The sequence below is a fragment of the Bacillus sp. V5-8f genome, from assembly GCF_002863565.1.
GTDB lineage: Bacteria > Bacillota > Bacilli > Bacillales > DSM-1321 > Peribacillus.
Window position 1 is genome coordinate 404,657 of sequence record NZ_PGUW01000005.1, and the last position, 22,969, is coordinate 427,625.

20 protein-coding genes are annotated in these 22,969 nt (G+C 41.1%); 3 read left to right on the forward strand and 17 right to left on the reverse strand.

Features of this window, described 5'->3' with window-relative positions; all coding sequences use genetic code 11:
- The first annotated feature begins 71 nt into the window (after positions 1 to 71).
- The gene (locus CUU64_RS09585; protein WP_101633382.1) at positions 72 to 1,283 is read left to right on the forward strand and encodes a CaiB/BaiF CoA transferase family protein; all 1,212 of its coding nucleotides are present in this window, start codon (positions 72 to 74) and stop codon (positions 1,281 to 1,283) included.
- 576 nt (positions 1,284 to 1,859) lie between these two features.
- On the opposite strand, the gene CUU64_RS09590 is transcribed toward CUU64_RS09585, so the two are convergent.
- The 5 genes from CUU64_RS09590 to CUU64_RS09610 all read right to left on the reverse strand — a co-directional run bounded on the left by CUU64_RS09590 (position 1,860) and on the right by CUU64_RS09610 (position 7,654).
- Positions 1,860 to 3,146 carry an MFS transporter gene (locus CUU64_RS09590; protein WP_101633383.1) on the reverse strand — a complete coding sequence of 429 codons (1,287 nt, stop codon included), beginning with the start codon at positions 3,144 to 3,146 and terminating at the stop codon, positions 1,860 to 1,862.
- 131 nt (positions 3,147 to 3,277) lie between these two features.
- Positions 3,278 to 4,249 carry a sugar phosphate isomerase/epimerase family protein gene (locus CUU64_RS09595; protein ID WP_101633384.1) on the reverse strand — a complete coding sequence of 324 codons (972 nt, stop codon included), beginning with the start codon at positions 4,247 to 4,249 and terminating at the stop codon, positions 3,278 to 3,280.
- A gap of 2 nt (positions 4,250 to 4,251) precedes the next feature.
- The gene (locus tag CUU64_RS09600) at positions 4,252 to 5,424 is read right to left on the reverse strand and encodes a Gfo/Idh/MocA family protein (protein WP_101633385.1); all 1,173 of its coding nucleotides are present in this window, start codon (positions 5,422 to 5,424) and stop codon (positions 4,252 to 4,254) included.
- A 127-nt stretch (positions 5,425 to 5,551) separates the two neighbouring features.
- On the reverse strand, positions 5,552 to 6,736 hold the full coding sequence (locus CUU64_RS09605; RefSeq protein ID WP_101633386.1) for a levoglucosan dehydrogenase: 1,185 nt from the start codon (positions 6,734 to 6,736) through the stop codon (positions 5,552 to 5,554).
- A 108-nt stretch (positions 6,737 to 6,844) separates the two neighbouring features.
- Positions 6,845 to 7,654, reverse strand: a complete 810-nt coding sequence (locus CUU64_RS09610; protein ID WP_101633387.1) for a sugar phosphate isomerase/epimerase family protein — start codon at positions 7,652 to 7,654, stop codon at positions 6,845 to 6,847.
- 767 nt (positions 7,655 to 8,421) lie between these two features.
- Here CUU64_RS09610 and CUU64_RS09615 point away from each other — a divergent pair.
- Both CUU64_RS09615 and bioB read left to right on the forward strand, forming a co-directional pair.
- On the forward strand, positions 8,422 to 9,006 hold the full coding sequence (locus tag CUU64_RS09615; protein WP_101633388.1) for a biotin transporter BioY: 585 nt from the start codon (positions 8,422 to 8,424) through the stop codon (positions 9,004 to 9,006).
- A gap of 20 nt (positions 9,007 to 9,026) precedes the next feature.
- On the forward strand, positions 9,027 to 10,028 hold the full coding sequence (gene bioB, locus CUU64_RS09620; RefSeq protein ID WP_101633389.1) for a biotin synthase BioB: 1,002 nt from the start codon (positions 9,027 to 9,029) through the stop codon (positions 10,026 to 10,028).
- A gap of 134 nt (positions 10,029 to 10,162) precedes the next feature.
- Here the strand turns inward: bioB and CUU64_RS09625 are convergent, their stop codons facing one another.
- From CUU64_RS09625 to CUU64_RS09685, 12 genes are all read right to left on the reverse strand, one after another.
- The gene (locus CUU64_RS09625; RefSeq protein ID WP_101633390.1) at positions 10,163 to 10,444 is read right to left on the reverse strand and encodes a hypothetical protein; all 282 of its coding nucleotides are present in this window, start codon (positions 10,442 to 10,444) and stop codon (positions 10,163 to 10,165) included.
- Between the two features lie 100 nt (positions 10,445 to 10,544).
- Positions 10,545 to 11,036 (reverse strand): CDP-diacylglycerol--serine O-phosphatidyltransferase, encoded by a 492-nt coding sequence (gene pssA, locus CUU64_RS09630; RefSeq protein WP_101633391.1) that lies wholly within the window; start codon positions 11,034 to 11,036, stop codon positions 10,545 to 10,547.
- Between the two features lie 421 nt (positions 11,037 to 11,457).
- A complete protein-coding gene (locus tag CUU64_RS09640) occupies positions 11,458 to 11,751 on the reverse strand; it encodes a putative quinol monooxygenase (RefSeq protein WP_101633393.1) in 294 nt (97 codons plus the stop codon).
- Between the two features lie 30 nt (positions 11,752 to 11,781).
- Positions 11,782 to 12,612 carry a sugar phosphate isomerase/epimerase family protein gene (locus CUU64_RS09645; protein WP_101633394.1) on the reverse strand — a complete coding sequence of 277 codons (831 nt, stop codon included), beginning with the start codon at positions 12,610 to 12,612 and terminating at the stop codon, positions 11,782 to 11,784.
- Positions 12,613 to 12,712: 100 nt separating this feature from the next.
- Positions 12,713 to 13,801, reverse strand: a complete 1,089-nt coding sequence (locus CUU64_RS09650; RefSeq protein ID WP_180954528.1) for a zinc-dependent alcohol dehydrogenase family protein — start codon at positions 13,799 to 13,801, stop codon at positions 12,713 to 12,715.
- A complete protein-coding gene (locus CUU64_RS09655) occupies positions 13,801 to 14,625 on the reverse strand; it encodes a sugar phosphate isomerase/epimerase family protein (protein ID WP_180954529.1) in 825 nt (274 codons plus the stop codon). The genes CUU64_RS09650 and CUU64_RS09655 overlap by 1 nt, the downstream gene beginning before the upstream one ends.
- 142 nt (positions 14,626 to 14,767) lie before the next feature.
- Positions 14,768 to 15,940, reverse strand: coding sequence for a substrate-binding domain-containing protein (locus CUU64_RS09660; RefSeq protein ID WP_101633397.1), 1,173 nt, complete (start codon positions 15,938 to 15,940; stop codon positions 14,768 to 14,770).
- 515 nt (positions 15,941 to 16,455) lie between these two features.
- A complete protein-coding gene (locus CUU64_RS09665) occupies positions 16,456 to 17,628 on the reverse strand; it encodes a substrate-binding domain-containing protein (protein WP_101633398.1) in 1,173 nt (390 codons plus the stop codon).
- A gap of 539 nt (positions 17,629 to 18,167) precedes the next feature.
- On the reverse strand, positions 18,168 to 19,139 hold the full coding sequence (locus CUU64_RS09670) for a sugar phosphate isomerase/epimerase family protein (RefSeq protein ID WP_101633399.1): 972 nt from the start codon (positions 19,137 to 19,139) through the stop codon (positions 18,168 to 18,170).
- A gap of 3 nt (positions 19,140 to 19,142) precedes the next feature.
- Complete coding sequence (locus tag CUU64_RS09675) at positions 19,143 to 20,312, reverse strand: Gfo/Idh/MocA family protein (RefSeq protein WP_101633400.1); 1,170 nt, start codon at positions 20,310 to 20,312, stop codon at positions 19,143 to 19,145.
- Positions 20,313 to 20,433: 121 nt separating this feature from the next.
- The gene (locus tag CUU64_RS09680) at positions 20,434 to 21,426 is read right to left on the reverse strand and encodes an ABC transporter permease (RefSeq protein WP_101633401.1); all 993 of its coding nucleotides are present in this window, start codon (positions 21,424 to 21,426) and stop codon (positions 20,434 to 20,436) included.
- Positions 21,407 to 22,906 (reverse strand): sugar ABC transporter ATP-binding protein, encoded by a 1,500-nt coding sequence (locus CUU64_RS09685; protein ID WP_180954530.1) that lies wholly within the window; start codon positions 22,904 to 22,906, stop codon positions 21,407 to 21,409. Before CUU64_RS09685 ends, CUU64_RS09680 begins: the two co-directional genes overlap by 20 nt.
- Between the last annotated feature and the right edge of the window lie 63 nt (positions 22,907 to 22,969).

Here is a 22,969-nt window from a genome sequence, read left to right on the forward strand (position 1 = left end):
ATAATTTATTACTATAAAATTCTGAAAATTCAACCTATAATATTACTCTATAATTGAAAGGAAGGATAAATATGAATAAGGAACAAAAAGGACAACTTCCTTTAGAAGGAGTACGTGCCATTGAATTAGGAACTCTTTTAGCTGGCCCTTTCTCAGGCAGGCTTCTTGCTGATTTTGGCGCTGAGGTTATAAAGGTGGAGCCGCCAAATATAGCAGACCCTATGAGAAATTGGGGAAAGGCAAAAGAAGGTGTCGGGCTTTGGTGGCCAATTCAATCCAGGAATAAGAAGTCGATTACACTAAATTTACGCCTTGAAGAAGGACAAAATATTTTAAAAGAATTGATAAAAGATGCAGATATTCTAATTGAAAACTTCCGGCCGGGAACAATGGAAAAATGGAACCTTTCTTATGAAACGTTGGCAGAAATTAATCCAAAGCTAATAATGGTGAGGACTTCAGGATTTGGCCAGACTGGACCTTACAAGCATCGTGCCGGATTTGGCAGCGTTGGTGAAGCAATGGGTGGCATCCGGTATGTTACTGGCTTCGAGGATCGCCCGCCATCAAGAATCGGAGTTTCCCTAGGTGATACCCTAGCTGCCCTCTTTGCAACGATTGGATGTTTGGTGGCACTGCATGAAAGAGAAAAGTCGGGAATAGGACAAGTGGTAGACACTGCTCTTTATGAGTCCGTTTTCTCGGTTATGGAAAGCCTGGTTCCCGATTATCTCCTCGCAGGTTATATTAGAGAAAGAATGGGAAATATCCTGCCTGGTGTAGCGCCTTCTAATATTTATTATACAAATGACGGAATATATATCGTGATTGGAGCAAATGCTGATGGTGTATTTAGAAGACTATGTGAAGCGATGGAACAGCCTGAATTAGCAGACGATCCCCGTTTTGCGACCCACCATGCCAGAGCAGCAAATATGAAGATGCTGGATGCGATGATTGAAGAATGGACTAAAACTCTTCCAGCCAAACAAGCCTTGGAGCGATTAGAAGAAAAGGGTGTACCCTCAGGCCTCATCTATTCGGCTAAAGATATTGTGGAAGATCCGCATTATAAAGAACGCGAAATGATCATTTCAGTAGAACACCCGGAGCTAGGCGAGTTTCCAATGCCTGGCGTTGTGCCAAAGCTAAGCCGAACCCCTGGAAAAGTAAAACATGTCGGGCCTGAGAAAATGGGTAAACACAATGACGAAATATACAAACAATTACTAGGATTTGATGATCAAAAAATGCATAACCTTAAGGAAAACAATGTTATATAAAAGTGGTGGTGGTTCCATCTTTGTTACTTACTGAAGGTTCCAAGCACCAAGCATAAGCCAGTTATTAGAGTCCTTAACTATTGGGTTTGCAGGAACCGCCTGTAAATTTAATGTTAAGGATTTACTATTTCTACTAAATAAGATTATTTATATAGTGGATGATTGTTTAGATTTAATGAATGCTCCGTTACCTGAGATCTATATGAGAGAATAGCAAACAGAGACGAATTCGTCCTGTCATCTCTTTTCCATTAAAAGATTACCCCATCTGTAACGATAGTCCACCATCGCTAATCATTCACCGAAATTCAGCCGATTTGTTGCAGCATTCATCCAAACGGATTGGAATCCAGCTAATACTAGAATTTACTGATATATTCGGCGTTTGGCTGATATATCTGGAATTTGCTGATATATCCCAAATTCGCCTGATATATTGGGTACTGGGCTTTCTAATGGAAGTTTAATAGAAAAAAACCTTAACGGCAAGCCGTTAAGGTTAAGCGTTCTCATTATTAGTTACTGCCAAAATCGAGGATCATAATTACTGCTTCAAAAATACTTGAGTAGGGTGTCCTAATTTACACTAGCCGTCCTGTTGACAACCTCTTTGCCTTCTGCTTGCTTTTCTTCTTCCGGCAGCTTCATAAATTTCATCAATATAGCACCGCTAAAGTAAAGGATTGAGAATACCCATGCTAGTCCTTCTGCTCCAATACTGTTGATAAACAAACCAACGAGTGCTGGTGCAATAAAGTAAGACATGCCTGCACCAAAGCTAACGATTGCCATGGCAGAACCTTTTTGTTCTGGCGCCAGAGCAGCTACAAGGGCAGAAAGCGGGACGAATCCGCAAAGCACAATTCCAAAGATAATTGCCACTAAGATCATAGCCCAGAAATTATGGCCAACAACGTGTGGTGTATAAAACAGAACGAGTGTCATGATACCGCAGCCAACACTGCCAAGCCACATGACCGTCTTGCGCCACCCGAACCATTTGTCACTGATGTATGGAATGATCAGATTAAAAACGATGTTCGCAAACCAAAAGGTTCCCCAGATGGTCAGCCATTCCCCGGTTGAATATTTATATTCAGAAGCTAAATAAATCGGGAAGAAGATCGGAAGGGCCCCTACACCGACTGAATTGATGATACGGACCAGCCCGCCAATTGCCACTTTCGGTTTTTCGATACAAATTGTAAATCCGCTTAATAGGCTTTTTAGTTTTTCCTTTGCGTCACCCTTATCCTCACTGACCTTTTCATTGCCGACCACTAAAAGTCCAACAATTCCACCAACCAGTACCCAGGCAACAGCACTCCATAAAAGTCCCATGTACCCAATCTTATCAGTCATAAAAGCCGGGAAATAACTTCCCACCACATATAGTCCGCCGCTCCATGCAGCCCAGAACAGGCCCACTGCTGTAGCCAAAATACGCTGAGGGCTGCGATATGTCACCCAGACTAAAAACGAATAACAAAAGAAAGGATAGCCAATCCCGCGCAGCGCATAGGTTGGCAGCATCGCGGCAAAATTATGCTGCTTTAATCCCAGTTCAATGAAAAGGATCTGGCCTACAAGCCAGGTGATGAGACCTATAAGCATAACCTTTCTTGGTCCCCATATTTCTGTAAGTACTCCTGAAAAATAAGCAGCGATCGCTAATACTGCTCCATATGCCGTAAAAAGAGTTGCTGCCTGTTGGACCGTCAATCCCTGTTCAATTAAATATGGAGATAGCCACGCGTGTTCGAGTCCATCACCCGCCATAAAGATGAGCATTGCAACAAAGCCCCAAATCATTTTACCGGGCAGGCCGGCCTTGCCCTGCTGCTGTTCTGTAATCGCATTCATTTTAGTCACCTCGGAATCTTATGTTTACTTCTCTTGATGCATTGTTAGTCCATGTAAGTTAAGGATGGTACCATCCAGTGATTCGATACAGGTACCTGTTTAAAGTACCTGTATCGAATCACCGAAGTGTGTTATGCCCACCACATTTCGGTTAGCTGCTCTTTAAACAGTGCTCCCTTTAACAAAGAAATAGCCTTTCCCAATCCTTCATCAATGGAAGCCAGCATATCTTCATGCTCAATAGAAATAACATAGTCATAGCCGACAGCACGAAGAGTGCTCACGATGTCTTTCCAGGTCTTTTCATCTTGGCCATAACCTACTGACCTAAACGTCCAGGAACGATTTAATACATCACTGTAATGTTTAGTGTCCAATACGCCATTCACACTAATATTCGCCTTGTCCAAATACGTATCTTTCGCATGGAAATGGAAGATTGCTTCCTCTTTTCCTAGAGCTTTAATGGCTTCCACAGGATTGATTCCTTGCCATAACAGGTGGCTCGGATCAAAATTTGCACCAATGGATGGTCCTGCATGTTCTCTCAATTTTAATAACGTTTCAGGGTTATATACGACAAAGCCTGGATGCATTTCAAAGGCAATTTGCTTAATCCCATGCTGTTCTGCATACTTTGCCTCTTCCTTCCAGTATGGAATGACGACCTCATTCCATTGCCAATCCAAAACCTCTGTATATTCAGGAGGCCAAGAGCAAGTCACCCAGTTTGGAAACTTCGCATGGGCATGATCTCCCGGGCATCCTGAAAACCCATTTATAACCGGGATTTCCAAGCGTTCCGCCAGCAATACAGTCTTCCGCCAGGTTTCATGTGCCGCTTCGGCCACCTTTTTATCCGGATGAAGCGGATTGCCATGATTGCTTAGCCCGCTTATGATCATTCCCCTGCTTTCAACGGCTTTTTTGAAGGCCTTTAATTTTTCCGGGCTTTCCAAAAGCTCGTCAGGATTACAATGGCTGTTTCCTGGATAATTACCAGTACCAAGTTCTACTGCTTCAACACCCATTCCAGCTAGTTTATCTAACATTTCTTCAAAAGGCAGATTTTGATAAAGAACCGTAAAAACCCCTAATTTCATGATTACCCCTCCTGGTGTCTCCGAACTTTGACCCATTTTTGTTGTTCGTGGCTTTCTAAGATGGCATCTGTAATGCACATGGATACATGCCCATCGGCAAAAGTAGCAAAATTCGCCTCATCATGTTCGGGATCTTTGCCATCGCGAATGAATGAGTAGAAATTTAACATGACATTTTTCAAGGCATCAGGCCATCCTTCATTGTGTCCCCCCGGATGGTGGATTGCACTTTGTGCTTCAGGCAAGAATAATGCTGGATCAGCAAGAAGGGTTTCATTTGGTTTATCACGATGTCCGATCCATAGTTGAGCTGGTTCCTCCTGATTCCAGAAAGCCGAGCTTTTGCTTCCATTGATTTCAAAGCTTAGTCTGTTTTTGCGTCCAGCACTTACCTGGGAAACCGTAAACACACCTCTTGAGCCATCTTCAAAACGGACAAGAACCGATGCATAATCTTCTGTGTTAATCTCAACATCTTCATATTTCATGGCCTCGTCTTTTTGAGCACCAAACGTCGATACATTTGATTTTGGTTTCTTTCTCACTGGAAGGACTGTCACTAAATCAGCGAAAACTTCGACAATTTTTTTGCCAGTTACATATTGGACCGTGTCACACCAGTGTGAACCGATATCCGCAATTGCGCGTGATTTTCCACCTGCTTCAGGAGCCAACCGCCAGTTAAAGTCAGTCTCATATAAAAGCCAATCCTGTAAATAACTGCCGTGCACCAGATTTACCTTCCCTAGCTGATCATGCTTGACCATAGCGGTTAACTGTTTGACAATCGGGTATTGGCGGTAATTAAAATTTACGCCATGCACAACCTTGTGTTCCTTTGCTAATGCAAGGAGCTCTGCAGATTCTTCACTGGACACAGCCAGCGGTTTTTCAGACAGCACATGCTTTCCGGCTAAAATGGCTTCTTTATTGATCTCAAAATGAAGGTTATTCGGTGTACAATTGTGCACCACTTGTATTTCATCATCCTGAAGCATCTCGCGATAATCAGCATAGGCTTTAGGAATGCCCAGTTCAGCTGCCTTTTCTTTAGCAGCCTCCAGGCTGGACGCTGCCAGCCCGACAACTTCCACAAATCCAAGCCTTCTTATGGCTTCAATATGGGTAGGCCCTATAAAACCGGTTCCAATTACACCAACTTTAATTTTTTCCATGGTCCTTGTCCTCCTTAATTAAACGACGGTTTTGTTATTTAACAAAGATGTTATTAGCCGCAGGAGCTTTTTTAATAAAGGCTGCCGCAACAGGGCAGCAGCCGTTAGAATAATAAACGTTAACGGATTATTTTTTTTCTAAATCGTTAATATTTACCCATTGGCCTTTTTCGGCTGATTCAAGAATCGCATCAGCAATAAGCTCAATACGGTATCCGTCATTAAAGTTTGGTGAAAATTGTGTTTCTTCTTCTGCGATTGCTTTAAAGAAGTCATGCGTTTCAATTATTTTTGTTTCTCCATATCCGATACCTAATGCAGGGATTGGCCATAAAGCTTCTCCGTATGGAGTAGCAGGACCTGTATAAACGGTTCTGAAGCCCTTCGCATCACTTGGATCATCCGCAAAGCTTACTTGCAGTTCATCACGGCGCTCATAGTTGAAGTATAAGGATCCTTTTTCACCATGGATTTCAAAAGTCAGGAAGTTATTGCGTCCCCAGGCATTACGTGTTGCTTCGATGGATCCGATGGCACCGTTTTCAAACTTGACCATTGTAATGAACTCATCATCTACATCGACTTTGCCTTTCGGTACATCCACTTCACTGCTTTTCACCGTACCGAGCTTATCAATGCCGCCTGTTTGTAATGGTCTTTCCGGAATCCAAGTTCTAGTCATGGCATTTACATCTGAAATTTCACCAACCAGGTAGCGTGCAAAATCTACAACGTGTGTTCCGATATCGCCTAGTGCGCCTGAACCTGCAATTTTCTTTTGAAAACGCCAAGATAACGGTGAATTTGGATCAGCAGACCAATCTTGCAGATATGTTCCACGGAAGCTGAGGATTTTTCCGATTCTTCCTTCTTCAATGTATTTTTTCGCGAGTGCAACAGCAGGAGTTCTTCTGTAGTTGAAAGCAACCGCATGTTTAACGCCTGCAGCCTTAACTGCCTCTAACATTTCTTTCGCTTCGGCAGCGCCCAGTGCCAACGGCTTTTCAGAAATGATGTGCTTGCCTGCTTTTGCCGCAGCAATCGCAATCTCGGCATGGGTATTGTTTGGAGTTACAATATCAATAACATCGATTTCAGGATTGTTTACTACCTCTCTCCAATCAGTGGAGTAATGTTCAAATCCCAATCTTGCCGCTGCATCCTTGGCTAATTCTTCTTTTACATCCACTACTGTGTGGCGGTGCGGGATAGCAGGAGCAGGCCAAAAGAACATTGGCATTGCTGCGTATGCAAGTGAGTGTGCCTTTCCCATGAATCCTCCGCCAATCATACCTACGTTTAATTTTTTCATTTTCGATATCCCCCTCAAATTGAATGGATGTTCAAAGTGTTTTTTAATCGCTTACAAAACTAGTAAGCTTTATTTCTCATATTTTAAACCGCTTCTAAATTCTTTAAATTATTTCTCAAATTTTAATAAAAACTTACGGCTAATTTCTGCACCTTTTTTAGGATCTGCATAGCTGTCAAGTTCCACAGTGATCCAATCATCATAATTGTTTTCGTTTAACAGCCTTACCATTTCATCGAATTTTTGGTGCCCTTCACCTAATGGCAAGAATTCACCATTTGCAAAGTCCTTAAAGTGGATATATTTAATCCGGTCTGCGTACTTTTTAACAACCTCTACAGGATCTCCGCCACCTGCTTCGATATGAGCCGTATCCGGGCATAAATTAATAGTTGTCAAAGCCATAAGCTTGTCCAGTTGGTCCGGAGCTTCCACATTCGTACCTAAATGCGGATGATAGCTTGGAATGAGATTATTTTTTTCTGCAATCGCTGCCACTTTATCGAGGGCGTTGGCTAAATCAGCGTAATCGCTTTCTTTAATGCCATTGGCACGTACTGCCCCTCCGCCAATAACCAGGTGTCTCGCGCCTAATTCAGAAGCTAGAGCCGCCACTTCTTCAATTTTTTGCAATTCTTCTACTAAAACGTCTGGGTAGATGAAATTCCCCCCGGTGTAAACACCGATGAACTCTAAAGAATATTGCTCAAGCAAAGATTTAAATTCTTCTTTTCTATCTTTGTATTGCATCAAGTTTCCATCGAATAGTTCAAACCCTGTGTACCCTGCTTCTGAGATATCTTTTAAGGCTTCTTCTGTTGAGCCATTCGCAAGATAATAAAGATCCTTTATTGAAGTTACCCCGGCTGGATGCCCTACAACACCGCCCCAAGTATTGGTTTGATAGCCAAATTTCATTGTTCTGCTCCTCCGTTTCCTTCCTGGTGTAAGTACAAGATGTCTTTATTTGGTGTTTTTTGGTTAAAACACCTCATGTTAGTGTAATCGATTACACAAAATTTGCAACTTTATTTGCTAATTACCCAATTTAGAAAGCTTTTAATCTTCTGTTTACTGTAATCGATTACATTGAAGAATAAAAAAACTCTTATTATTAGGTTGTTTTTATTCTCTTAACTACGATATTAGTGTAATCGATTACATTTTTAATTTCAACTATTTTTAACTATTTTATTTAATTTGTTTCATAATTTCGTTCATAGCAGTAAAGAAACTTAATCCTTTGCATTGGCATCCTACTATTGGGCGTGTTGGATCTCCGGTTCAAACGCAAGCTAGAATTCCCCTGCACTCAAAGTCCCTACCATTGCAGGTTTTTGTATCCTACACGGTGTACATATGGCAATAACTCCTCGATTCTATTAAGCTTATAGACCATGAACATGGTTTTCTGTCAAACTCCCCCATTTCGAAAAATAACCCGGGCAGTACCTTACTAAATACATGACAAAATAGGACTTTCTGTTATAAAAGGACATAAAAAGGCAAAGAAATCACTGGGAAGGTTTACTTTTTAAATGAAGGCTATTCCCTTTTTTTAAAAATTCCTAACTTGGCACAAATTATAAGTTTTATATGTAAACTTCACATAAAAACCAGTTGACATTATTTTTACCATTCTATTATGCTGAATATATAAAAAACTTCTTAAAGGAGACATCTTCATGAAACGCAAAATGAAAACAATTGAACTAACACTGGTTGCCGTGTTTGTGGCTTTAATGGCTATCGGTGCCAATACATCGTTCCTGGTAGTTGGCGGCGTTCCAATTACTTTACAAACCTTCTTTGCCATTTTGGCCGGTGCCATTCTTGGAAGCAGGCTTGGTGCCATCGCAATGGTGGTATACGCGTTGGTCGGAATGGTCGGTGCTCCTGTATTCGCCCAATTTACCGGCGGGATCTCGATTCTTGTAAAACCGACTTTCGGCTTTATCATTTCTTTCATTTTCGTAGCATACATCGTTGGAAAAATGGTTGAAAGAAACCGAAGCTTGCCTAGCTATGTAATTGCTGCTCTAGTAGGGATGGCAGTGAACTACCTATTCGGAACGAACTGGATGTACTTTGCTTATGATTTATGGGCGGGTGCGCCAGAAGGATTCTCTTATAAAATGGCCTGGTTGTGGATGGTTGCCCCGCTTCCAAAGGATATCATCCTATCTATAGCCGCAGCATTTTTTGCCCATCGCATGGAGAGAACGGTATTGTCGAGAAGTAATTTCAGGAATGTGAAAAAAGCCGCTTAAAAAAGAAGGGAGCAATTGAAATGGGAGATTGGAAACAGCTTGCAGGTAAAGTTTTGGATGGCTACGAACTGACCGATGAAGAGGCTTTATCGATTTTGGAAAGCCCTGATGAACAGCTTTTAGAGCTGCTTCAGGGTGCCTATACGATACGTCGCCATTATTATGGCAACAAGGTAAAATTAAATATGATTATTAACACAAAATCCGGCCTGTGCCCGGAAAACTGCGGTTACTGCTCCCAATCAAGTGTATCGACAGCACCGATCGAAAAATACCGCATGGTTGACAAGGATTCGATTTTAAAAGGCGCAGAACAGGCCTATAACCTTGACGTAGGTACCTATTGTATCGTCGCCAGCGGAAGAGGTCCTAGCAATAAAGACGTCGACACCGTTGTTTCAGCAGTAGAGGAAATAAAGGAGAAATACAACCTGAAGGTTTGTGCTTGCCTGGGACTTTTAAAGCCTGAACAGGCTGCCAGGCTAAAAGAGGCCGGGGTTGACCGCTATAACCATAATATCAACACTTCTGAAAGTCACCATGAATCCATTACAACCTCCCATACATACCAAGACAGGGTAAACACCGTAGAGCTTATTAAAAAAGCTGGGATCTCTCCTTGTTCGGGTGTTATTGTAGGCATGAGAGAAACCAAACAAGATGTCATTGATATGGCAAGAAGTTTGCGTGCACTCGATGCCGACTCCATCCCTGTTAACTTCTTGCACGCAATTGACGGAACTCCTCTTGAAGGAACCGATGAGCTTGAACCTAAATACTGTCTAAAGGTACTCTGCCTAATGCGCTACATCAACCCGACAAAGGAGATTCGTATTTCTGGAGGAAGAGAAGTGAACCTTAGAAGCCTGCAGCCGCTGGGACTTTATCCGGCGAACTCCATCTTTGTAGGCAACTACCTGACAACTGCCGGACAAGAGAGCACGGCTGACCATCAAATGCTTAAGGATTTAGGGTTTGAGATTGATTTCGTGAAGCATGATACAACCGCTGTTTTGAGCTAACAGATATAAGGCTGTCGAAGAAATTTCGACAGCCTTTCCTATTGCTTACATCTTAGCTTTTGCCAGCGCAGGCTGCAGCTCCTATATATTCTGAGATAACACTTGAGCGGAAAAAGAGAATTCTTCCATCGTTGCTAGGGATTCCTGGCTTGTGAAAGGATTGCAAGTAATTTATTTAGCATTCTATTAGTTGCAATCTCTAAATAACAGATTACATCCCCTGATTTATTAACTTTTGTTTCTTTACTATTTGGTCTCCTCCCGCAACCCTGTTCACGCCTTTGAAACAGTTTGGAGCGGGCAAGAAACCATTCCATTAATAAGGTAGAATCGGAAGCGGTAATTCTTGGTACCATTACCAACACAATCGAAGAGCCCATCTGCTCGGTTGTTTCCCGGGAAACTATATGCATCACTTCTTTTTACCGCCCAGCAGTGCTGGCCGCTTTTGAAGCAGGTTTATTTTAAAAAAAAATGTGCAAACACTTTTATAATGGGAACTGATACATATTTTTCCTAAAGTTTTCTAACTCTAATCGGACTCACCATTAAAAGAGCAAGGAAGATTGTAATATAGGCATTGCTGTATTGAAACGCACCCATTAATGCCATAATCAGACCAGCCAGGGTAATCGGGATACCGACAAAGTAACCAACGGTAGGATTCGCGTTAAATCTGGCTAATCTAAGTGCCCCCATTGTTGGATAAATCATGAAAGCAAATGACGTTACCCATGAATGTGGTGTTAATGTATAAAATATCAATATAGGGGCAACACCAAAGCTGATAATATCCGCTAAAGAATCCAGTCCTACCCCCAACTCGCTACTCACTTTCAGCCTTCTTGCGATACGTCCATCAAACAAATCTAAAAATGCGGCCAGGAAAATTAGTAATGCCGCTAGCCGCAAATAGCCGTTCATGTTTGCGGTGATCGAGAAAATGCCGCATAATAAATTTCCTAAGGTAAATAAGTTCGGGATTGTTTTGACGATTGGATTTGACACAATAGGCCGCCTTTCCACTATAGAAGGAAACTAATATTTTTTTAGGTTTCCTACTAATGCCCTTAATATACGCAGATTTCTATTGGACCGATGCACTATACATATTGTAATGAACGTCTCAGATCCAATACGACACTTCAAAATCTTGGATATATAACGACAGCTTGGCGAAGTCTATAAAATATGAGTCAAACCTCGGATATATGAGCCAATCCCCTAGTATATCAGCCAAATCCCAAACTATATCAACCAACATGCCCCGAAGGACATTTAACTTCCCTGATTCCGAGTTTTTGTCCTTCATGTCCGCAATGCACCTGAAATATATTAGCCAAACCTCAGATATATCAACGAAATTAAAAAGGGGCTAACTCCGTTTAAAAACAAAGCTAACCCCACAACAAAAAAATTTCTCACAATATTAATTTATTGCTGACGCCTCAAATAATTCAACCTTTATCGGTTCACTCAAGACATTCGGTACTTCCTTGGAAAACTGTTTAAAATGGGCTGTGTCTTCGTGCTCTTTAATTGCAGCGCCGTCCTTCCACTTCTCTAAAAACACAAATGAGTTTGGCTGCCGGGGATCTTCATAGAATTGATAGCTGATATTGCCCTCTTCAGCTTGCGAAAGCGCGGTCACTTCTTTAGCTATATCAAGAAATTCCTGGCGTTTGTTAGAATCTACTTTCAAAAATGCATGGATAATAATCATGGATAATACCCCCTGGAATAATTTTATCTTTTATACCTGTGCTGCTAATTCTTTCATATGTTTAATGGATTGTTCCGTAAAATCATCAAAAATATTGCTTTCTCCATGAAGCCCCGATGCTACATATGGATTTGAAACGGCTGGCAAAAATTCCATTGTGATATAACCATTATAATTTTTTTCTTTTAGGAAAGAAATGACCGGTTTAAAGTCAGTTTGGCCCAGTCCTGCTGCTTCTCTTGTATTATCTGCAATATGAACATGCCCCAAATGAGGAAGAATTTTCGTTAAAATCTCAATATTATCGCGTTCTTCTATGCTCATATGGAATAGGTCGGCCATCATCTTTACACTCTCATGGTTGATTTCCTCAACGAACCGCAACGCTAAATTTAAATTGTTCACAAGATAGGTCTCATAACGATTTAGCGCTTCAATCACAAGGGTGATGTTTTGTTCTTTTGCATATGGTGCAACTTCCTTCACACTTGAAAGTGCATGATTCCACTCTTGCTCTACACTAGTTTCCGGACTTAGTTTACCTACACAAGTTGGAACCACAATGACTGTGGAAGCATTGAGATTTTTGGCTAAATCGATACATTTTTTTACATACTGTATAGCATTCTCTCTAATTTTCTCATTTGATGAGGAAAGATCTCTTTCCGGACTATATATTCCACAGATTGAACTACATACCAAGCCATACTCGCTTAACAGTTTCTTCGTTTCAGTTAAATCTATGGAATCTGGTTCACCAGCTAATTCCACCCCCTGGTAACCATACTTTTTTAATCTAATCAAACTATCTTCTAAAGATTCATCACCGAAAATCCACTGTGTTACGCTATATTTAAACATAGAAATCACTCCTTATGGTGAACCTATTATTATATAACCTGTGTACCAAAGGGAAAAAGCGGAACGATTCATTCCGCTATCCCGCCTTTCGGTTTCTCTATTACCCTTTAATTTTCGCGATAATTTTGATTGTGCCTTTATTTTTATCGGCCTCTAAAATACCATCCTCTAACTGATCCAGCGTGATCGTTTTACTGATGATATCACTAGGGTTAAACCTTTTAGATGAAATAAGCTGAATCGCTTTTACCCATGTGCCATAAGTACCTGCATAGGAACCAACGATTGTTAATTCCTTGCTATAAATTTCAAAAGGTTTAATTTCCAATGTATGATCTGCAGGAGCAGCACCATATGCAACAAGAGTTCCGCCTCTTCTAACCATTTCGAAGGCTTGTTTGTATGTTGGCATTGCACCTACTACTTCAAATACGACATCAGCGCCTCTTCCTTCAGTCAAATTCAATACCTCTTGAACAGGATCTTTTTCTGAGGCATCAATTACAAAATCTACTCCTAAATCCTTGGCCTTTTGAAGACGTGTTTTATTCATTTCTGAAAGAATTACCCTGCTTGCGCCATTTAACTTAGCCATAATGGCATGAGCCAATCCCATTGGGCCAGCACCTATGATCGCAACAGTATCTCCCATCTTAACATTTGCACGCTCTTGGCCCCTGATTACGCAGGCGAGGGGTTCAATGTAAGCTCCTTCTTCCCAGGTCATGCCTTCTGGCAATTTATAAATATTGTTTTCTGGCGCTTTAACATACTCTGCAAAAGCTCCATTAATATGAACGCCAAGCTGGGTAATGTTCTCGCAGAAAAGCTTTTGTCCGGTACGGCAATAGTAGCAGTTGCCACAGCTTATATTAATATCAGCTGTGACACGGTCACCAACAGCTACACTAGTAACCGCAGAGCCTACCATTACTACTTCCCCTGCAAACTCATGTCCCTGAATTAATGGCATCGGAGCTGGAAAGTGTCCGTTATAAATATGTGGATCGGTTCCACAAATCCCACAAGCTTTAACCTGAATCAAAACTTCATTTTCCTTAATTTCCGGCACGGGGACATTCTCAATTCGCAGGTCCTTTGCGGCATGTGTAACCGCAGCTTTCATTTCTTTTTTATCAAAAGTTCCTAGGTTATTGTCCAATACTGCATTATTAGTGTTCTGTGTCATCATGCTTCCTCCTTAAATAAGTTCTTTAGGAAAACGATTGATTCTTCAGTGTATTGATCATAGAACTCTTCACATCTAATCCCATTGAATGGATCAGCAAATGCAGGCAATAGCTCCATTGTTAAGTATCCGCTGTAGTTAATATCTTTTAAAGCCTTAGCTATTGGCTTGAAATCAATATGTCCTCTTCCTGGAGCCGCTCTATTGCTATCTGCTATATGTAGATGGTAAAGCTTATCACCCGCCAAACGGATTGCATCAGCAATGTCTACCTCTTCTATATTCATATGATACGTATCGCCCATACACCCTACGCTTAGTAAGTCAATGCGGTTTACCAGATCAAGAGACTGTTCCATTCTATTAATTAAATAATTCTCGTAACGATTCCATGGTTCGACTGTTATTCTTACACCGTGTTCCCCTGCATATAAGCCCGCTTCTTTAATACCTTCTACCGCCCAAGCAAGCTCTGTTTCCCGGTCAGCTTCCTGGTGTATTTTCATGCAAGCAGTCGGTGTTAGCGAAATCCCGCCTGCACCAATGGATGATGCGAAATCAACACAGCTTTTAAGATAGTCAACGGCATTCCTTCTGATATTTTTATCACTAGATACGACATCTCGTTCCGTATTATAAATGGCACAAATAGTTGAGGCAGCGATATTATGCTTGCTGAGCAGTTCCTTAATCAGACCGGCATCCTGTTTTTCCGGCTCCCCGACAAATTCTACTCCGTCATAACCGAACCGTGCTAGACGTGCAATGCTTGTTTCAATATCTTCTCCTGCGTATACAAGTGTATTGTAACTATACTTAATCATGACATTCGCTCCTTTTTCGGGAATTGGACGGCAAATGACATCGTGCATCCATTTGCCGTCTTGTAATGTGTAATCGATTACAAAACTCTCTAACAAATTGATCCATTTATCATGGGCAACTAAAAAACTAACTCAGAAACTATTACTCTGCTGCTTTCTGGATGACTTCCGGCGCTTCCTGGCGATAAGCCATTTTCCAAGCGTCCAATACATTGTCCTTTGTTACACTTAAGCCTGGCACTGCAACAAATGGAGGAACTTCTTTACCTAGAAGCGAGTAACCAGCTAGTATTCCTTGTGCAATCCCTTGTTCGTATGGAAGTTGGGCGCCAAGACCCTTAACATTTCCACCTGAAGCAATTTCTAAAGCAACATTTGTACCTAAATCAACCGTAGTAATGACCAGATCCTCGTTACCAGCAGTACGCGCTGCAGATAAAACACCTTCAGCCGGCACATCCCAAATCGCAAAAATGCCATCTAAATCTTTGTGTCTGGCTAACATACCTGAAGCAACTTTTTCTGCGTCGTTTGGTGTAGTGATACCGCCGCTGGCTACAATTTCAATATCAGGATATTTTTCTTTGATTGTTTTTTCAAAAGCCTCTCTTCTTTGATTGTTTACAAAGAAGTCAACATCATGGAAGATTACACCGACTTTCCCTTTCCCGCCAAGCTCTTTCCCCATGATTTCACCGGCGGCCGTACCGTTTCCGTAATTGTCTGAAGCAACAACGCTCACATAATCCTTACCTGCCTGTAACCCAACTGGCATGCTATCCATAAATACTAGCTTTACCCCTGCTGCAGCTGCTTTTTTAAAGGCCTCTGCAGTAGAAACAGGATCGACAGGAAGGCTTACAATTACATCTGGCTTTTTCGCTAAAATGGTTTCAATATCTGAAATCTGTTTTTCCGGTTTAAACTGTCCATCGGTCACTGCAACCACTTCGATACCCATTCTTTCAAAAGATGCCTTTAACCCATTTATGATAGCTGTGGAGAAGTCATTTCCTGCATAATGCATGGCAATAGCCGCTTTATATTTTCCTTCTTTAATTTTTTCAAGATCAGCTTCCGACAGCTGGAATTCCTTTGCGTTTACTGCAGTCTCACCATGAGGACCTTTACTGATAATTTCTTTATCGCTAGGAATATCTGGATTAATAGTAAGCGGACCTGTCTTTGACACAGATACTTCCTTTATGTTGCTCTCTCCGTCTTTTTTATCGGTGCTGGATTGCTGGCCGCAGCCTGCAAGTGCTACACTTATGGCTAAAGGAACGATCATCAGCTTTGATAACAATTTTTTCATACTAAGTCCCTCCAAATTATGTATTGCCTTTCGGATTTCTAATAGCGGATTCACCCATACAATTTGTGATACGTTTTAATTTGACAATTCCCAGTGATGAGCATCACCACCTTACATTCTTTTAAAAATTCTACCGATATGTAATCGGTTACAAAAATAACAGGAAAATGCCTCCTTTTTCTAGTGATTTCTCATATATTATTGTAATCGTTTTCATAGAGATAGGCAATTATTTTTTTGAAGATTCCTAAATTAACAAAATTATAACTTATCCATTCGTAGGGAATTTTATAGAAAAATTAACAGGTAAGTGTTTAGGCTTCATATTAAACTAACCTCTCCCACTTACTGATCAGTCAATTTTTGTTCTTATACGACTAACAGATTAACCAACAGCGTTATAATGCAGTAGTTTATTGACTTCTTTAAAATCCTGTGCGACTACTACGAACCAAAAAGGCTGCTCAAATGAGCAGCCTTTTCGTTTATTGCTTTACAATGAAGGTATATCTCTCTTATTTTGCAGCACCTTTAATAGAATCTGGTGCTTCTGAATGGTATACAAGCTTCCATGCATCAAGGATATTTTCACTTGTTACCTTTAACGCAGGAACTGCTACATATGGCGGAGTTTCTTTACCGAGAAGAGCATGGCCTGCTAAAATGGCTTCTGCTATCCCTTGGTCAAATGGAAGCTGGGCCCCCAGACCTTTAATGATTCCATCCTGAGCAATTTCAACAGCAACGTTCGTTCCAAGATCGATTGTTGTTACAACAATATCTTTACCAGATGTACGCACAGCAGACAAAACACCTTCAGCTGGTACGTCCCATACTGCAAAAATTCCATCCAGATCAGGATTTTTCGTCAGCATCCCTGAAGCGACCTTTTCCCCTTGGTTAGGATCAGTAATACCTCCGCGGGCAACAATCTTCATATCTGGATACTTTTCCTTTAATGTCGCTTCAAAAGCATCTGTACGCTGCTTTGTTACAAAGAAGTCTGCGTCATGGAAAACAACACCGATTTTCCCTTTTTTGTTAAGCTTTTCAGCCATAATGTCTGCAGCCTGTATACCATTTCCATAGTTGTCTGCAGAAACAACACTTACATAATCCTTGCCAGCTACAAGCCCGCTTGGAGCATTATCCATGAATACAAGTTTCACACCCGCTGCTGCCGCTTTTTTGTATGCATCAGCCGTAGAAACTGGATCAACTGGAATACTTACGATAATATCAGGCTTTTTAGCTAAAACTGTTTCGATATCAGATACTTGTTTTTCCGCCTTGAATTGGGCATCGGTTACCGCTACAACGTTAATTCCCATTCTCTCAAATGTTGCCTTCAAACCGTTGATTTGAGCTGTTGCCCAGTCATTTCCCGCATAGTGCATCACAAGAGCAGCCGTATATTTACCTTCTTTGATCTTAGCAATCTCATCTTCAGTAAGTTGTAAAGTTTTGGCTGATACCGCTTCTTCACCATGAGGTCCCTTACTTTTGATTTCCTGGTCTCCAGGAAGATCCGGATTAATGGTGATTGGACCAGTTGCAGAAACATCATTTCCAGTTTTAACACTATCTTCTTCTTCCTTAGTGCCGGAAGAGCTTCCCTGGCTGCAACCCATTAGTGCCAGGCTGCTAATGATCAGAATCATAATAAACGCAGATAATACTTTTTTCATATATAGACCCCCTGTTCTGTTAAATCCCATGTTCTTCCCATTTAATCTTTGTTGAACCCCTATTGTTCTTCCATTATTACTGCCGAATCTGATCTATGTAGCAGGGATCACCCCCTAAAAAATTTTTGTTTTTGCAAACGATTACATTTTTGAGCAAATCAGATATATTGCTAATGACTCGCCAAATATCTTGATAAAGACCACTCTGTTGATTAGAAGCTTCGATGCTATGTATTTTGGCTCTAAGATTAATATAAGTCTTCCAATCTAGTTAAAAGTATTAAGGGTAAAAATAATACAAAACTAGGACGTACATTATCGTCCCCTAAACAGTTCCAACTGTTTACGTATTATTTAGTACTCATTACCTATTTTAATTGTAAACGATTACAATTAGTAAATCAATATATGCCCCCAAAATTTTTGAATGAAAATATTTCCTCATAGAAACACATTTTTTTTGCATATTACCAACGAAACACTTATTGAAGAAATCACAAAAATCCTATCATTACTATCGATAGGATTTTTATATGCTTTTAAGCCCACCACATTTCGGACATTTCCTCTTTAAAGAGGATATTTTTTAATAGAGCAATTGCCTTGCTTAATCCCTCATCAGTAGATGCAAGCATATCTTCATGTTCAATGGACACAACATAGTCATAGCCAACTGCACGAAGGGCACTGATCATATCCTTCCACATTTTTTCGTCATGTCCATAACCGACTGATCTAAAGGTCCAGGAACGATCTAAAATTTGGCTGTAATGCTTAGTATCTAGTACTCCATTGATACTTATATTGGCTTTATCCAGATAAGTGTCTTTCGCATGGAAATGGAAAATCGCCTTCTCACGGCCAAGCTTTTTAATTGCCTCTACTGGATCGATTCCCTGCCAGACCAAATGGCTTGGGTCAAAATTGGCACCAATGCTTTCCCCAGCCTGTTCGCGAAGTCTCAGTAATGTTTCTGGATTATAAACGACAAATCCAGGATGCATTTCAAAGGCGATTTGGTTGATTCCATGTGATTTTGCAAACTGCGCTTCTTCCTTCCAATATGGGATTACCATTTCATTCCACTGCCAATCCAGGATTTCTATATATTCAGGAGGCCAAGAGCAGGTTACCCAGTTTGGATACTTTGCGTTCTCATGGTCTCCTGGACAGCCAGAAAAACCATTGATGACTGGAACTTCCAATCTTTCAGCCAATAATACCGTCTTTCTCCATGTTTCATGAGCAAGGGCTGCAGCCTTTTTATCAGGATGCAATGGATTGCCGTGACAGCTTAAACCGCTGATGCTTATACTTCTGCTTTCTAGTGCCTTTTGAAACGATTTGATTTTTTCGGGACTTTCAAGTAGTTCATCCGGATTGCAATGGCTGTTACCCGGATAATTTCCTGTTCCTAATTCTACAGTTTCAACACCCATGCCGCTCAATTTTTCAAGCATCTCCTCAAAAGAGAGATTTTGGTAGAGCGGTGTGAATACACCCAGTTTCATAAACTACACCTCCTGATTACTGTAAACCTTTACCCATTTTTGATGGGCGTTGCTTTCAAAAATAGCATCATTAATGCACATGGACACATGTCCATCCTCGAATGTTGCAAAGTCAGGCTGATCCTTCAATGGATCTTTCCCTTCCCTTATAAACGAGTAGAAATTCAACATCATATTTTTCAGCGCATCAGGCCATCCCTCATTATGGCCTCCTGGATGATGAATCGAGCCCCTAGCTTCAGGCGTGAATAAAGCTGGATCCGCTAATAGAACTTCATTCGGCTTATCTCTATGCCCCATCCACAATTTTTCCGGTTCCTCTTGATTCCAGAAAGCAGAGCTTTTACTTCCATCCAGCTCAAAGCTGAGACGGTTTTTTCGGCCGGCACTTACCTGGGAAACAGTAAATACTCCCTTTGTACCATCGTTGAACCGAACCAGAACAGAAGCATAATCCTCAGTTTCAATTGATACATCCTCATATTCTACTTGTTCATTGCCTTGGGAAAAAGTAGCAACAGTTGTTTTAGGCTTCTTTCTAACAGGCAGCACCGTAGAAAAGTCGGCGAAAACTTCTATGATTTTCTTTCCAGTCACAAACTGGACCGTATCACACCAATGGGAGCCTATATCTGCTATTGCCCTTGTATTTCCTCCCTGCTTCGGATCCAGGCGCCAGTTAAAATCCGTTTCGTACATTAACCAATCCTGAAGATAACTACCGTGAACAAGGTTTACTCTTCCAAATTCACCATTTTGAACTAACGCTCTTAAATTCCTGATGGACGCATGCTGGCGATAATTGAAATTTACCGCATGAACAACGTTATGTTTTTTTGCCAATTCAACAAGCTCGGCCGATTCTTTGCTATCCATTGCAAGCGGCTTTTCCGATAAGACATGTTTACCGGCCAAAATGGCTTCTTTGTTGATCGTGAAATGAAGATGATTCGGTGTACAGTTATGTATTACATTGATTTCACAATCATTCAATAATTCCCGATAATCTCCGTAAGCCTTTGGAATATTTAACTCGGATGCTGCCTTTTCAGCTGACTCCCTGCTGCTGCCGGCGATGCCGACAACTTCAACAAAGCCAAGGCGCCTGATCGCTTCAATGTGAGTAGGCCCAATGAATCCTGTACCGATAATACCCACTTTAATAGTTTCCATGAATGTATCCCCACCTTCCCAGACTTTTTCATTTCTTTTAAAAAATGTGGCTCATTCGTTATATACAGTGACGAATGAGCCAGCATTATTTTCTGTTTCTAGTTTTTATTTCCCCAGATTGTTACTTTTTAAGCGTTTTTCTTCCAAACGCTACTGCGATGATAATGATAAGTCCTCGTACGATCTGCTGCTGGCTGACGTCAAGTCCCATAATGATTAGACCGTTATTAATCACACCCATCATTAAAGATCCGACTACTGTTCCAATTACAGTTCCTACTCCACCCGATAAAGCTGTTCCGCCAAGAATAACGGCAGCAATTACAGATAACTCATCGCCTTCCCCAAAGGTAAAGCGGCCTGCGTGCATACGTCCGGCATACAGGATACCTGCGAATCCCGCCATCAATCCTGTACCGATGAATACAAGCAATTTAATCTTTCCAGTTTTAATACCAGAGAATTTTGCAGCATTTTCGTTACCACCGGTTGCAAGTGTTTGGCGACCAAATGGTGTTTTGCGAAGAAGGATATGTCCGATTATTGCTACAATAATTGTCCAAATCAGCAAGATTGGAATCGGTCCGATATCCCCGGAACCAAATACGTAGTTAAACGTAGCATCAACGATTGGTACAGGAGCCGTGTCTGTAATCCACATCGCCAAACCTTTTACAATTCCCATCATACCGAGAGTTACAAGGAACGATGGAATCGATACCTTTGTAATAAGCAAACCATTGATTAATCCAATTACTAAACCTGTTCCTAAACCAACGACCAATCCGCCAATTAACCCATATCCCGCTTGCAATGCCAAAGCTGCTGTCAAAGCAGATAGCGCAGTAATGGAACCTACAGAGAGATCGATCTCACCGGTACTTATAACAAAAGTCATAGCAACAGCCATAATCGTGATCATTGCTGACTGACGAGCGATATTCAGCATGTTGTTAGTTGTTAAAAACCCATCATCAAATAACATAATTGAGAAGTAAATTAGGACGCCCACAAAAGCAAAGTATACAATGTAGTTGCGCCATTCAAACGTCTTTCCTGTTTTGTACGTTGTTGTATTTAATGAGTTATTAACCTTAATATCCTTGGATTGCATGTTGAAGCTCCTCCTCCGAATTAATCTCCCTTCTCTTCAGTTCCTTCACCACTTTCCCTTCATGGAGGACGATGACTCTGTCACTTACCGCCAATAGTTCAGGGAGTTCGGATGAAATAACTATCACTGCTTTACCGCTATCAGCAAGCTCACGCACAATATCGAGGATTTCTGTCTTTGCCCCGATATCCACCCCAATGGTAGGTTCATCTAATATAAGAACTTCAGGGTCATTGGCCAGCCATTTTGCCAGCACAATCTTTTGCTGATTACCGCCTGATAACAGCCCGGCAGTTTTGAAGATATTATCGGTTTTAATTTTTAACTTTTGTACTAGCTGATTGGACAGCTCGTTGGCCTTGCGCTCATCGACAAAGAGCCCTTTTTTCACTTTTGAGAGGATAGGTAGAATCATATTATCCTTTACGCTGTGTTCAAGGACCAATCCCTGCATCCTTCTGTCCTCAGGTATAAGAGCAAGTCCTGCCTTTACGGCATCCTCAGGGTTTTTGATGGTACGTTTTACTCCATTTATTTCGATATCACCACTGTCCATGGAGTCAATTCCAAAGATGGCTCGGGCAATCTCTGATCTTCCGCTTCCCATTAAACCGGCAAAACCAAGAATTTCACCTGGCTGAAGCGTAAAGCTGACACCATTAACCTTTGTACCGGACACTAAATTGTTCACTTTGAGAATAGGCTTTGAGTCTGCAGGATAAGAGCGCTCCACCCATTCAAATGCCTTATCCATCTCAGCGCCTACAATGTGCTGGACAACTGTATCCATGCTGATATCTTTAATATTTTCAGTAACCGCGTTTTTCCCGTCACGTAATATCGTAATTCGATCACACACTTCGAAAATTTCATCCATACGGTGTGATATATATATAATCGAAATTCCCTTGCGCTTTAACTTCTCGATGAAAGAAAAGAGAACTTCCGTTTCCTTCTTGGTCAATGAGGATGATGGTTCATCCATAATCAGAATCTTTGCTTCTTGGGAAAGCGCTTTTGCGATTTCGGTCATTTGCCAATATCCTACGCCAAGATCCTGGACAACATCATTTGGGTTGATATCCACTTCCAATTCTTCTAATAAAACCCTTGTCTTTTTAATGCCTTCTTTATCATTGAGGAGCCCTAAAGAGTTCTTTGATTCTCTTGTCAAATAGATATTTTCTGCCACCGTTAACGTTGGTATTAAACTGAATTCCTGAAAGATCATGGAGATATAATTATCTCGAGCGTCCTGCATGTTATTTATTTCTACTTTTTTTCCTTCTATGAAAATTTCTCCGCCATCAGCCTGATAAACTCCTGTTAGCGTTTTCATTAATGTGGACTTTCCAGCGCCATTTCCTCCCATTAAGGCGTGTACCTCACCTTTTTTGACGGAAAAATCAACTGAATCCAAAACAGTAATCCCATTAAATGCTTTTGATATGTTTTTCATCTCAAGAATAGGCTGTTCCAATTCATTCACCTTCTTTTTTAGAAAAGGCTACTCGGGGTGAGCAGCCTTTATAAAATTGTACAA